This window comes from endosymbiont of Riftia pachyptila (vent Ph05) (assembly GCF_000224455.1).
Classification (GTDB): Bacteria; Pseudomonadota; Gammaproteobacteria; order Chromatiales; family Chromatiaceae; genus Endoriftia; species Endoriftia persephonae.
Map to the genome: position 1 here is coordinate 23,506 of NZ_AFOC01000030.1, position 12,134 is coordinate 35,639.

Here is a 12,134-nt window from a genome sequence, read left to right on the forward strand (position 1 = left end):
CCAGCCCGACACCAGCGTTCTGGCGGTTTGTTGCATCACGTTTGGCATCAGCGGATCTTCAAACTCGCCAGTCCGATCAACACCAGAACCACGGTGATGATCCAGAAACGTACAATGACCCGTGGTTCAGGCCATCCCTTCAACTCAAAGTGGTGGTGCAGCGGCGCCATGCGGAAGATACGTCGCCCGGTCAGCTTGAAGGAGCTGACCTGTAGCACCACCGAGACCGTCTCCATCACGAACACCCCGCCCATGATGAACAGCACCATCTCCTGGCGCACCGCCACCGCTACCGCACCCAGCGCAGCGCCGAGGGCCAGCGCACCCACATCTCCCATGAAGACCTGGGCCGGATAGGCGTTAAACCAGAGGAAGCCCAGCCCGGCCCCCACCAACGCAGCACAGAACACCACCAGCTCACCCACTCCGGGCAGGTAGGGAATCTTCAGATAGCCAGCAAAATCCACATGCCCGGTGAGATAGGCGAAGATGCCCAGCGCGCCGCCCACCATCACAGTGGGCAGGATCGCCAGCCCATCCAGACCATCGGTGAGGTTGACCGCATTGGAGGAACCGACGATCACCAGATAGGCGAAGAGGATGAACCAGGGCCCCAGGTCGATGGCCAGGTTCTTGGTGTAGGGGACCAGCAGCTCAGTCGCTTCCGGCGCATTCGCGGTCACATAAAAGGTCACGGCCACCGCCAACCCGACCAGGGTCTGCCAGAAATATTTCCAACGGGCGATCAAGCCGCGTGGGTCACGCTTCACCAGCTTTTTGTAGTCGTCGACCAGACCGATGATGCCGAACAACAGGGTGACGATCAGCACGATCCAGACATAACGGTTGCCCAGGTCGGCCCACAACAGGGTGGCGATGGTGATCGCCACCAGAATCAGCGCACCGCCCATGGTCGGTGTACCGGCCTTGGAGAAGTGGCTCTCCGGGCCGTCATCGCGCACCGTCTGGCCGATCTGATGGTGGCTCAGCCGGCGAATCATAACCGGCCCCACCAGCAGCGAGATCAGCAGCGCAGTCAGCACGCCAAGGATGGTGCGCATGGTCAAGTATTGAAAGACATTGAACGCGCTGTGGTACTGCGCGAGCCAATCTGTCAGATAAAGCAGCATGGTCAGTCTCCCCCCTGGCCGGCCAAGGCATCTACGACCTGCTCCATCCCGGCAGATCGTGAGCCCTTTATAAGTATCGTGTCACCACTAGCTGCGCCCTCCCGCAGCGCCTCAGCCAGTGCCTCCCTATCTTCAAAATGGCGCCCGGCCCCGGCAAACGCCACCGACGCCTCGCGGCTTAGCTCTCCCACACTCCACAGCACATCGATGCCGGCACGCTGCGCCTGTTCACCAATCTGCCGGTGCAGACGCACTGCGCCCTGGCCCAGTTCGGCCAAATCACCCAGCACCAGCCAACGCTGCCCCGGCGCCTGCGCCAACAGCTCGATGGCGACGCTGACCGAATCGGGATTGGCGTTGTAGCTGTCGTCGATGAGCCGTACGCCCGCCGCCATGCGGGTCTGCAGACGCCCTTTCACCGGCCGCATGCCGGCCAGACCTGCCACCACATCCTTTTCAGAGGCCCCTAGGGCAATCGCAGCGGCAGCGGCGGCAGCAGCATTGATCAGGTTGTGGCGTCCACCGAGGGCCAGCTTTAACTGCAGCTCTGTGTCCTGATAGAAGAGCGGCGCATGCACGATAAAGCCGTCCGCCTCCCAGCGGGTCTCGGCGGCCTCCGCATCCAGTCGCAACTGCGCCTCGGGATGGGTGCCGAAGGTCAGCAGACGCCGACCCTCGGCCTGCTTCTGCCAGAAGGGAAAGTAGGCATCATCACGATTCAATACCAGCGTGCCGTCGTCGGTCAGACCCTGGATGATCTCCCCCTTCGCCTTGGCGACGCCGTCGAGCGTGCCGAAACCCTCCAGATGAGCGGCCCCAGCGTTGGTGATCAGTGCCACGTCGGGGCGCGCGATCCCGCTCAGGACGGCGATCTCACCTGGGTGATTGGCCCCCATCTCGATCACCGCAAACGCCTCATCCTGTTGGCGTAGCAGGGTCAGCGGCATGCCGATATCGTTGTTCAGATTGCCCTGGGTCGCCAGCACCTTGCCGCGCTGGCTGAGGATCGCGGCAAGCATCTCCTTGACCGTAGTCTTGCCGTTGGAGCCGGTCACCGCCACCAGCGGCACCGGGAAGGCCTGACGCCAAGCCGCCGCCAGCCGCCCCAGCGCGAGCCGGGTGTCATCGACCAGGATCAGCGGTAGGTGCGCAGTCGTGCGTTCACTGACCAGCGCCGCCACCGCACCGCGCAGTTCGGCCTCGTAGAGAAACTCGTGGCCATCGAAGTTGGGGCCCTTTAAGGCCACGTAGAGATCACCGGGCTGCAGGGTGCGAGTATCGGTGCTGACCGCACCAAAGCTGCGCTCCATGCCGAACAGCATACCGTCGATCTGCTCCGCCGCCTGATAGAGGCTGAACTGATTCACTGCTGCCCCTCCGCAGCAATACCGAGCAGCCGCTGCACCTGCTCCCGGTCATCGAAGGGGATGCGCCGATCGCCGATCTCCTGCCAGCGCTCGTGGCCCTTGCCGGCGATCAGCACCAGATCATCGGTGCCGGCAGACTCCACAGCCAGACGGATCGCTTGAGCCCGATCTGTCTCAACTTGCACCATGTCGGGTTGCTGCATGCCGCTCAGAATCTGCTGGATGATCGTCTCACTGGCCTCACTACGCGGGTTGTCATCGGTGAGGATCACCCGATCGGCGAGGCGCTCAGCGACCGCTCCCATCTGCGGTCGCTTACCACGGTCGCGGTCGCCGCCGCAGCCGAACACCACCGAGAGCGAACCCTGGCAGTGGCCACGCAACACCTCGAGCGCCTTTTGCAGGGCATCTGGAGTGTGGGCGTAGTCGACAATCACCATCGGCCCAGCCTCGCCTTCGAAGCGCTCCAGTCGACCGGCAATAGTTTTGATCGAGGCGAGTGCAGCGATCGCTTCGGACCAGTCCCACCCTTTGTAGAGCAGCACCGCCAGCGCTGCCAGCAGGTTGTCGGCATTGAAGCTGCCCATCAGTTCGGTCTGCAACAGACCTGAGCCCCAGCTGCTCTCCAGCTGGATCTCCATGCCCCGCGCGGTGGGCAGAATGCGTTCGGCCCGTATCCAGCCACTCAGACGCTCTGGGAAGGCACTCTCAAGGTCGGCGGAGTAGCCCACTGCATCCACATCGCCGGCCAGACTGCCGAGCAATTCCAGGCCAAACGGCTGATCCATGTTGAGCACCGCACAGCGCAGGTCGGGCATCTGAAACAGACGCCGCTTGGCCGCGGCATAGTTGCCAAAGCTGCCATGGTAGTCAAAGTGGTCGCGGCTGAGGTTGGTGAACACGGCGATATCGAAGTGCACCGCCTCGACCCGCGATTGATGCAGCGCATGAGAGGAGATCTCCATCGCCACGCTGCGCGCGCCCTTTGCTTTCAGCTCCGCCAGCAACCCCTGCACGCTGACCGCATCCGGGGTGGTGTAGCCGGTGGCCTCCAGGGCCTCTGGGAAACCTGCGCCGAGGGTACCAACCACGCCGCAACGCGCCTCGCTATCGAGGGCCTGGGCCAGCAGATGGCTAACGCTGGTCTTGCCGTTGGTTCCGGTAACACCGATCACCGTCATCGAACGGCTGGGATAGGCGAAAAAGCGGGCGGCGATCAGGCTCGCCAGACGTGTCAGCCCCTCCACTCGAATCAATGGAATCGGGAGTTGCGTCGCCAACCGCTCCGCCTGTCGATTGAACCTCAGGGCCATTTGGCTCCCAGGCGATCGCCACTGCCCCCTGCGCCAGCGCCTGTTCGGTAAAGTCGAGACCGTGCCGGTCGCCCCCCTGACAGGCGAGAAACAGCCCGCCGGGGCAGAGGTTGCGGCTGTCGATGGCAAGGCAGGAGATGGGGCGCTCCTGGGCGGCATCGATCTCTGCCAAGCCTGCCAGCAGATCCTGCAGCGACACGGTCTGAGACCTGTTCATCGCACTCTTCATCGCCCCGCTTCCATCTGTACCAGTCGCGACCCCGACGGCAACGCCAGGTTGTCGGGGGGGATATTGAGAATCCGCAGCGCGCCACTCATCACCCGGGAGAAGACCGGGGCCGCAACCTTGCCACCATAGAACTCTTTACCTCGGGGTTCATTGATCAGCACCGCCATCACCAAGCGTGGATCGGTCGCCGGCGCCATGCCGACAAACAGGGCGAGGTAGCGATCATCCGCATACCCTCCCTTGACCGACTTTTTGGCGGTACCGGTCTTGCCCGCCACCCGGTAGCCAGGCACCGCCGCCTGCGGTGCGGTACCACCCTCGGCGACCACCGCCTCCAGCATCTTCACCAGGGCACGGGCATTGCTGCGGCGCATCACCCGTTTCCCTTTCGACGGCTGCTCCAGCTTCAACATCGAGACCGGCAGCTGCACCCCGTCATTGGCGATCACCGCATAGGCGCGGGCCAGTTGCAGGGGGGTCAGTGCCAGCCCATAGCCGAAGGAGAGGGTGGCCTGTTCAAACGCGCTCCAGTCAGAAAAGTGGGGCAGGCTGCCACTCGACTCGCCGGGAAAAAGACTCTCGCTGCTGCTGCCGAAGCCGAGTCGGGTGTAGAAGTTCCAGAGGGTCTCCGGCTTGAGCGCCAAGGCGATCTTGCTAATCCCCACGTTGCTCGACTTCTGCAGCACCGTCTTAACATCGATACGGCCATAGTTGCGATGATCGCGCACCCAATGGCGCCCCACCCGCAGCTGTCCTGGATTGACGTCAATCGGTGTGTCAGCGGTGAAACGGCCCTGTTCCAGGGCGGCAGCAACAGTGAACGGCTTGAGCGTCGAGCCCGGTTCGAAGACATCGGTCACCACGCGGTTGCGGAAACTGGAGTGGTGGCTGTCGCGCCGTGCATTCGGGTTATAGGAGGGACGGTTGACCATCGCCAGCACCTCGCCACTGCGCACATCGAGAATCACAGCCGAACCCGACTTCGCCTTGTGTTTAGTGACTGCCGCCTTCAGCTCGCGATAGGCGAGAAACTGCAGCCGCCGGTCAATGCTCAGGACCAGTTCGTTGCCCGGTTTTGGGCTGCGGATATTCTCCACATTCTCCACCACCCGGCCATGGCCATCTTTGATCACCCGCTTGGCGCCGGGCGCACCCTTCAGCCACTCGTCGTAGGCCAGCTCCATGCCCTCCTGTCCCTGGTCGTCCATCCCGGTGAAGCCGAGCACATGGGCCATCACCTCGCCACTGGGGTAGAAACGGCGATATTCGGAGACCAGACTGATCTCTTTGATATTGAGTGCTTCCACCTCCGCAGCAGTGTCCGGGTCGATACGCCGCTTGAGAAAGACGAACCCCTTGTCGCGCGAAAGCTGCCGGCGCAGCCAGTCGGCATCCAAATCAAGGATGGCGGCCAGCGCGCCGATCGTCTTCCCGTCCACATTAATTTTGCGTGGGTTGGCGATAACAGTCTTGACCGGGGTGCTGATCGCCAGTGGCTCGCCGTTGCGATCGGTGATCATGCCGCGACTGGCGCTCACCTTCATCACCCGCAGGTAACGGCGCTCACCCTGCTCCTGCAGAAACGTGGTCTGCAGCACCTGGCGGTCGATCGCCCCCCACACCAACAGACCATAGGCGAGCAGAAAAATGCCGAGCACAAGCCAGCGCCGGCCCCGGTAGCCGGGTTCCCGCGCAGTATCGCTCTGCTGTCGTTTTTTCTTGCTTGCCGCCATCTCAGCGCCTTATCACCACCACTTCATCGAACCGGGGCAGGTGCATGCCGAGGCTGCCCCGCGCTACCCGCTCCACTCGCGAGTGGGTAGCGAGTGTGCTCTCCTCAAGCTGCAGACGCCCCCATTCGATACCGATCTTCTCCCGCTCTGTCAGTAACTCCTGCAGACGCACAAACTGCTTTCTGCTGAGGTATTTTGCGTAGACCACACCGATCCCCGACAGCACCACTGCAACCATCAGAAGGGCGAGCAACCAGCTCCGCGCCGACATCAGGCAAGCCTCTCGGCAACGCGCAAAACGGCACTGCGCGCCCGCGGGTTCGACTCGGTCTCGTCTGCACCCGGCCGTATCGCCTTGCCCAGCAGTTTCAAACGCGGCTGCAGCTGCGCCTGGGTGACCGGGACACCAGCAGGGAAGCGATCTCCCTTCGCCTGGTCGCGCATGAAACGTTTGACGATCCGGTCCTCCAGCGAGTGGAAGCTGATTACCGCCAGCCTCCCACCGGGGCGCAGCACCTCCAGTACCTGACCGAGAAACTGCTGCAGGTCATCCAGTTCTCGATTAATGAAGATGCGAATCGCCTGAAAACTGCGTGTCGCAGGGTGTTTGCCCTTTTCCCAGGCAGGGTTGGCAGCGCTGACGATCTCCGCCAGCCGTCCGGTGGTCAGAATCGGTTCAACTTGTCGTGCCGCCACGATGGCACGCGCGATGCGACGTGCATGGCGTTCATCGCCATAACGCTTGAGCACATCAGCGATCTCTTTGTCTGTCGCAGCCGCCAGCCATTGGGCAGCACTCATCCCCGAATTGGGATCCATGCGCATATCCAATGGACCATCCTGCAGAAAGCTAAACCCCCGCTCAGCCTGATCCAACTGAGGAGAAGAGACACCCAAATCCAGCAGGACCCCATCAACCCGGCCTGCCACACCTGCGTTCTGTGCCACTTGCGCAATCATCGCAAAGCTCTGCTGCACGATAGTGAACCGTGCATCCCCCCCCAGTTGTTCTCTGCCATGGACGATCGCCTGTGGATCTTTGTCGATACCGATCAATCGTCCCCGCTCACCCAATACCTTGAGTATGCGCCGGCTGTGTCCGCCCCTACCGAAGGTGCCGTCGATATAGATCCCTTCGGCTGTAATATTTAAGGCTGTTACTGCCTCCTCCAGCAGTACCGGCCTATGTGTTGTTATCTCTGTCATCGTCAGATCGAGAGCGACTCAAGTTCCTCTGGCAGGTCAAGATCGTTCAGGTCAACCTCTTCCAACCACTCATCCCGATTGCGATTCCAGGTCTCTTCATCCCACAACTCAAAACGGTCGCCCTGTCCCACCAGGGCGACCCGTTTCTGCAGATTGGCGAACTTACGCAGTTCCGTCGGCAGCAGAATTCGTCCTTGAGCATCCATTTCCAGATCGTGGGCGTGGCCGATATAGAGCCGCTGTAAATTGCGTGCCGCCCTATTGAATGAGGGCAAGGCCTTCAACTTCTGCTCGATCTCCTCCCAAACCGGCTCGGGGTAGATCAGCAGGCAGCGGTCTTTATCTACGGTGATTACCAATTGGGAGTCGCAGGATTCCACCAGCCGCTCACGATACCGAGTCGGTATAGCCATGCGGCCTTTCGCATCCAGATTCAGGGCAGAAACCCCACGAAACACCGCTCACCCCCCCGCTTGGAAACAAACTCCCCTCTTACCCACATTATTCCACTTTTTTCCAATCTTAGGTGCCGCATCTCCACCTTGTCAAGGAGAGTGATTGTAAAACCCCTGTTTGATCAATTAGTTACACGCGGGAGTTAAGGTTGCTCACACAGAAGATAAACCTCTTTAAACACAAAGAGGTAACGCAAAAACCTAATGTGAAACATGAGAACAGCGTTGCGCTTGCGGGAGGAAATTCGTCGAGAGGCTAAAAAAAGGGGGAGCCGGCCTGTAAGCCGGGTTCTGTCGAGGACAGCCATTCATCTGGGATGCACGTCACCGTGCACCTCAAGCAACCTACCCGGGAGCGATGCGGGCCACACCAATGCTCCCCTATTTGGTCTTGCTCCGGGTGGGGTTTACCCTGCCACTGGCGTTACCGTCAGCGCGGTGCGCTCTTACCGCACCATTTCACCCTTACCGGCGCTAAAGGCGCTTAGGCGGTATCTTTTCTGCGGCACTTTCCGTAGACTTGCGTCCCCCAGGCGTTACCTGGCACCCTGCCCTGTGGAGCCCGGACTTTCCTCCACCTCGTTGCCGAGGCAGCGACTGTCCGGCCGACTCCCGCTAGCAACCTACTGGGTTAGCGGAAAAGATGCAATAGCCATAGCTCCCAAATGGCCGAACCCGGCCACAGAATTTTGTTCCCGAGATGGATCCGCCGGGTTGGGCACCTATCAATAATCGCATCAAAAGCAAGATATGGCCCCCAGACGGGCCGCTCGAAAAGATCCTGATCCATGCAACCAGCCAAAAATATCTTCGACTATCGCCCCTACTGGGCCAAACGCTTCGGCAGCGCGCCAGTCTTGCCGATGTCGCGGGCAGAGATGGACAACTTGGGCTGGGACAGCTGCGACATCATTATCGTCACCGGCGACGCCTATGTGGACCACCCGAGCTTCGGCATGGCGCTGATCGGACGGCTACTGGAGGCCCAGGGCTTTCGTGTCGGCATCATCGCCCAGCCCGACTGGCACTCGAGCAGCGACTTCCTGCGTCTCGGCCGTCCCAATCTCTTCTTCGGCATTACCGCCGGCAACATGGACTCGATGGTCAACCGCTACACCGCCGAGCGGCGCATCCGTAGCGACGATGCCTATACTCCCAACGGCGAGGGCGGCAAGCGCCCCGACCGCTCGGTGATCGTCTACGCTCAGCGAGCCCGCGAAGCCTGCAAGGGAGTACCGATCATCATCGGTGGCATCGAGGCAAGCCTGCGTCGCATCGCCCACTACGACTACTGGTCGGAAAAGGTGCGTCGCTCGATCCTGCCTGATTCGAAGGCCGACCTGCTGATCTACGGCAACGCCGAGCGGGCGCTGGTGGAGGTGGCCCACCGACNGGCGGCGGGGGAGAAGATTTCAGAGATCACCAACGTGCGCGGCACTGGCCTGATGCGCCAGCAGCTGCCGGAGGGCTGGAGCGAGATCGACTCAACCCAGATTGACCACCCCGGCACATCGATCAGGCACTCCAGTCCCTATCAGGCAGAGCCGGCCTGCGACACAACGCAGCGCGTCACGCTGCACACCCGCCCCCGCAAACTGGAGCGCAGCCACACCGTAATCCGTCTCCCCTCTTATGATCAGGTGGAGTCGGACGAGCTGCTCTACGCCCACGCATCCCGGGTCTTCCACCTGGAGACCAACCCAGGCAACGCCCGCGCCCTGGTGCAGCGCCACGGCAAGCGCGATGTCTGGCTCAACCCGCCGCCGATTCCGCTCACCACAAAGGAGCTCGACCACATCTACGAGCTACCCTATACGCGCAAACCCCACCCAGCCTATGGCGATGCTAAAAACCCGGCCTGGGAGATGATCCGCTTCTCGATCAACATCATGCGCGGCTGTTTCGGCGGCTGCACCTTCTGCTCGATCACTGAACACGAGGGGCGCATCATCCAGAGCCGATCGGAGGATTCGATCATCCGCGAGGTGGAGACGATCCGCGACCAGGTGCCTGGTTTTACTGGCAACATCTCCGATCTGGGCGGCCCCACCGCCAACATGTACCGGCTGCAGTGCAAGGACAAAAAGGTCGAGGCCGCCTGCCGCCGCCTCTCCTGCGTCTACCCCGACATCTGCCCCAACATGGAGACAAACCATCGCCCGCTGATCCGGCTCTATCGCCGAGCCCGCAAGCTGCCCGGAATCAAACGCATCTTCATCGCCTCAGGCCTGCGCTACGACCTGGCGGTGCGCGATCCTGAATATATAAAGGAGTTGGTCACCCACCATGTTGGCGGCTACCTGAAGATCGCGCCTGAGCACACCGAAGCGGCCCCTCTGAGCAAGATGATGAAACCGGGGATCGGCAGCTACCAACGTTTCAAGAAGCTATTCGAAAAATACTCCATGGAGGCCGGCAAGGAGCAGTACCTGATCCCCTACTTCATCGCCGCCCACCCCGGCAGCTCAGACCAGGACATGCTCAATCTGGCCCTCTGGCTAAAGGCCAACGGCTTCCGTCTCGACCAGGTACAGGCGTTCCTGCCAACCCCGCTGGCGATCGCCTCGGCGATGTACCATACCGGCCGCAACCCGCTGAAGCGGATCCGACGTGATGGTGAAATCGTCACCGTAGCACGCGGCCTAAAACAGCGCCGCCTGCACAAGGCATTTCTGCGCTACCATGACCCGGCCAACTGGCCAGTGCTGCGAGAGGCCCTGAAACAGATGGGGCGGGCCGACCTGATCGGCAACGGTAAACACCAGTTGATACCCAGTTGGCAACCGAAAACTGAGCGCCAGCAAGGCAGCCACAAACCCGCGGGAAAGAGGGTCGGCAGGAGAGATCCAGCCAATCGACGAAGCGCCATAACCCCCCCCAGACGGCGTCACAAACACAGCCGCAAAGGCCGCTAAAAAACACAACAAAAAAACACCATCAAAGGCACCGCATACGGCGCATATTAACCTTTCATTTCAATAAATTATGTGACGCACAATCAATCCATCCCAAACTTGAAAATGGCGCTTTCGGACCCATACTTAAGGTAGATAGAGAGGGCAAACGAAGGAGGAAGCCATGAAAATCACACGTTACGACCCCTGGCAGATGATGGAAGAGTTGCGCCGTGATATGGATCGCGCGTTCACCCCTCAACTCCAGAGAGAAGACACAACCCATGTTGTGGGTGGAGACTGGGTGCCCGCGGTCGATATCAAGGAAGAGGATGACCGGTATGTCCTGCATGCTGACATCCCCGGCGTTGATCCCGAAAAGATCGAAGTCACCATGGAGAATGGCGTACTGACGATCCGCGGCGAACGGCACATTGAGCATGAAGAGGAACGCGAAAACTTCCGGCGTATCGAACGCTCACACGGCGTCTTCTACCGGCGTTTCACGCTGCCTGAACATGCCGATGCAGAGGCCATCACCGCCACCGGCAAGGATGGCGTGCTCGAAGTCATCATTCCCAAGACCACCACACCGACCGCACGCCGGATCGAGGTGACACACTAAGCTGACAATGGGAGAGGGCCTGTATGGCTCTCTCCCGTGTTGCTTTCCCCGCCTCAGCTATCAGTCTTCCATGCCAGCGCCTGCTGATAGAGCGCATTTTTTTTCAGGCCGGTGATTTTCGCCGTCAACGCCGCCGCCTGTTTCAGCGGCAACTCGCCGACCAGCACCCGCAGGATCCGTTCCGCATCCGCCCCGGAGTCCGTCACATTAACCGGTTCCGCTCCCGCCAACAGCAGCACGAACTCCCCCTTGCGCTGATTCGCATCTGCCTCGACCTGTTCAATCAGCGAACTCAGGCTGCCGCTCAACACTGTCTCGTGCAGCTTGGTCAGCTCTCGGGCGATCACCGCCTGACGCTCACTACCAAATACCGCCGCCATATCCGCCAGCGATGCCTTTATCCGGTGGCTCGATTCATAGAACACCAGCGTCGCAGTTTCTTTTAGCAGTGCCTCCAGCCAGTGGCGGCGCTGCGCGCCCTGGCGCGGCGGGAAGCCAGCAAACAGAAACCGGTCGGTGGGCAGACCCGCCACCGACAGCGCCGCAATCGCCGCACTCGGCCCCGGCACCGCCACCACCTCGATCCCCCGCTGGCGCGCCTCACGCACCAGCGGAAAACCTGGATCACTGATCAGCGGCGTACCCGCATCAGAGACCAGCGCGACCTGCTCACCCTGCGCCAGGCGCTGCAACAGTCGCTCCATCGCCTCGCGCTCATTGTGCTCGTGAAACGCCATCATCGGCGTAGCGATGCCGTAGTGACGCAACAGCGGCCGAGTATGGCGGGTATCCTCCGCGGCAATCAGATCGACCGTCGACAACACCTTCACCGCACGCCGGCTCAAATCATCAAGATTGCCGATGGGGGTGGCTACAACGTAAAGTACGCCTTTCGACACATTACATTCCAATGCTCGGGACCAACGCCCATCCTGCCGCCCGTTTGAGACTCATGCAAGCCAACAACCTCTATCGCCCCATTCTCGCCCTGTTTGCCCTACTACTGCTATTGCAGGGGTGCGGCGGCACTCCTCCCCGACCGGACGACACAGAAGCCGTCAAGCAGCCACCCTCTCTACAGGCCCAGGCAGCCAGCCTGATCGAACAGGGGGAGCATGCGGCAGCGGCCCGCCTGCTCGAACAGCTGGCAGCAAGCCTCAGCTCGCCCGAGCAGGAACAGAT

General features: G+C 61.2%; 11 protein-coding genes, 1 other RNA gene and 1 pseudogene. 3 read left to right on the plus strand and 10 right to left on the minus strand.

Translation table 11 applies throughout. The features are described 5' to 3' along the window. Nucleotides 1–47: 47 nt before the first annotated feature. From mraY to rnpB, 9 genes are all read right to left on the minus strand, one after another. Nucleotides 48–1,130, minus strand: a complete 1,083-nt coding sequence (mraY, locus tag RIFP1SYM_RS06345; RefSeq protein WP_005960915.1) for a phospho-N-acetylmuramoyl-pentapeptide-transferase — start codon at nt 1,128–1,130, stop codon at nt 48–50. A 2-nt stretch (nt 1,131–1,132) separates the two neighbouring features. Then, the gene (locus RIFP1SYM_RS06350; protein ID WP_005960916.1) at nt 1,133–2,497 is read right to left on the minus strand and encodes a UDP-N-acetylmuramoyl-tripeptide--D-alanyl-D-alanine ligase; all 1,365 of its coding nucleotides are present in this window, start codon (nt 2,495–2,497) and stop codon (nt 1,133–1,135) included. Next, nucleotides 2,494–3,744, minus strand: a complete 1,251-nt coding sequence (locus tag RIFP1SYM_RS06355) for a UDP-N-acetylmuramoyl-L-alanyl-D-glutamate--2,6-diaminopimelate ligase (RefSeq protein WP_240992037.1) — start codon at nt 3,742–3,744, stop codon at nt 2,494–2,496. The genes RIFP1SYM_RS06350 and RIFP1SYM_RS06355 overlap by 4 nt, the downstream gene beginning before the upstream one ends. After that, a complete protein-coding gene (locus RIFP1SYM_RS17935) occupies nt 3,632–4,027 on the minus strand; it encodes a Mur ligase domain-containing protein (RefSeq protein ID WP_240992038.1) in 396 nt (131 codons plus the stop codon). The genes RIFP1SYM_RS06355 and RIFP1SYM_RS17935 overlap by 113 nt, the downstream gene beginning before the upstream one ends. An 8-nt stretch (nt 4,028–4,035) precedes the next feature. After that, entirely contained in the window at nt 4,036–5,772 is a 1,737-nt protein-coding gene (locus RIFP1SYM_RS06360) for a peptidoglycan D,D-transpeptidase FtsI family protein (protein ID WP_005960919.1), read from the minus strand. Between the two features lies 1 nt (nt 5,773). Continuing rightward, complete coding sequence (gene ftsL, locus RIFP1SYM_RS06365; RefSeq protein WP_005960920.1) at nt 5,774–6,043, minus strand: cell division protein FtsL; 270 nt, start codon at nt 6,041–6,043, stop codon at nt 5,774–5,776. Next, nucleotides 6,043–6,978 (minus strand): 16S rRNA (cytosine(1402)-N(4))-methyltransferase RsmH, encoded by a 936-nt coding sequence (gene rsmH, locus RIFP1SYM_RS06370; RefSeq protein ID WP_005960921.1) that lies wholly within the window; start codon nt 6,976–6,978, stop codon nt 6,043–6,045. The genes ftsL and rsmH overlap by 1 nt, the downstream gene beginning before the upstream one ends. A gap of 2 nt (nt 6,979–6,980) precedes the next feature. Continuing rightward, nucleotides 6,981–7,436 (minus strand): division/cell wall cluster transcriptional repressor MraZ, encoded by a 456-nt coding sequence (mraZ, locus tag RIFP1SYM_RS06375; protein ID WP_005960922.1) that lies wholly within the window; start codon nt 7,434–7,436, stop codon nt 6,981–6,983. A gap of 261 nt (nt 7,437–7,697) precedes the next feature. After that, nucleotides 7,698–8,046, minus strand: an RNA gene (gene rnpB, locus RIFP1SYM_RS16385) — RNase P RNA component class A. 175 nt (nt 8,047–8,221) lie between these two features. Between rnpB and RIFP1SYM_RS06380 the strand changes: the two genes are divergently transcribed. Both RIFP1SYM_RS06380 and RIFP1SYM_RS06385 read left to right on the plus strand, forming a co-directional pair. Continuing rightward, entirely contained in the window at nt 8,222–10,348 is a 2,127-nt protein-coding gene (locus tag RIFP1SYM_RS06380) for a YgiQ family radical SAM protein (RefSeq protein ID WP_005960923.1), read from the plus strand. A 163-nt stretch (nt 10,349–10,511) separates the two neighbouring features. Continuing rightward, entirely contained in the window at nt 10,512–10,952 is a 441-nt protein-coding gene (locus RIFP1SYM_RS06385; protein ID WP_005960924.1) for an Hsp20/alpha crystallin family protein, read from the plus strand. A 53-nt stretch (nt 10,953–11,005) separates the two neighbouring features. Here RIFP1SYM_RS06385 and rsmI read toward each other — a convergent pair whose 3' ends face one another. Continuing rightward, nucleotides 11,006–11,851: a 16S rRNA (cytidine(1402)-2'-O)-methyltransferase gene (gene rsmI / locus RIFP1SYM_RS06390; RefSeq protein WP_039959871.1), complete on the minus strand. Its 846-nt coding sequence runs from the start codon at nt 11,849–11,851 to the stop codon at nt 11,006–11,008. A 53-nt stretch (nt 11,852–11,904) separates the two neighbouring features. Here rsmI and RIFP1SYM_RS06395 point away from each other — a divergent pair. Beyond that, nucleotides 11,905–12,134: pseudogene (locus tag RIFP1SYM_RS06395) on the plus strand (penicillin-binding protein activator); the annotation flags it as partial.

Coding starts and splice junctions, on each gene's coding strand:
- RIFP1SYM_RS06385 (WP_005960924.1), top strand. CDS start 10,512: ATGAAAATCACACGTTACGACCCCTGGCAGATGATGGAAGAGTTGCGC.
- ftsL (WP_005960920.1), bottom strand. CDS start 6,043: ATGTCGGCGCGGAGCTGGTTGCTCGCCCTTCTGATGGTTGCAGTGGTG.
- mraY (WP_005960915.1), bottom strand. CDS start 1,130: ATGCTGCTTTATCTGACAGATTGGCTCGCGCAGTACCACAGCGCGTTC.
- RIFP1SYM_RS06360 (WP_005960919.1), bottom strand. CDS start 5,772: ATGGCGGCAAGCAAGAAAAAACGACAGCAGAGCGATACTGCGCGGGAA.
- RIFP1SYM_RS17935 (WP_240992038.1), bottom strand. CDS start 4,027: ATGAACAGGTCTCAGACCGTGTCGCTGCAGGATCTGCTGGCAGGCTTG.
- rsmH (WP_005960921.1), bottom strand. CDS start 6,978: ATGACAGAGATAACAACACATAGGCCGGTACTGCTGGAGGAGGCAGTA.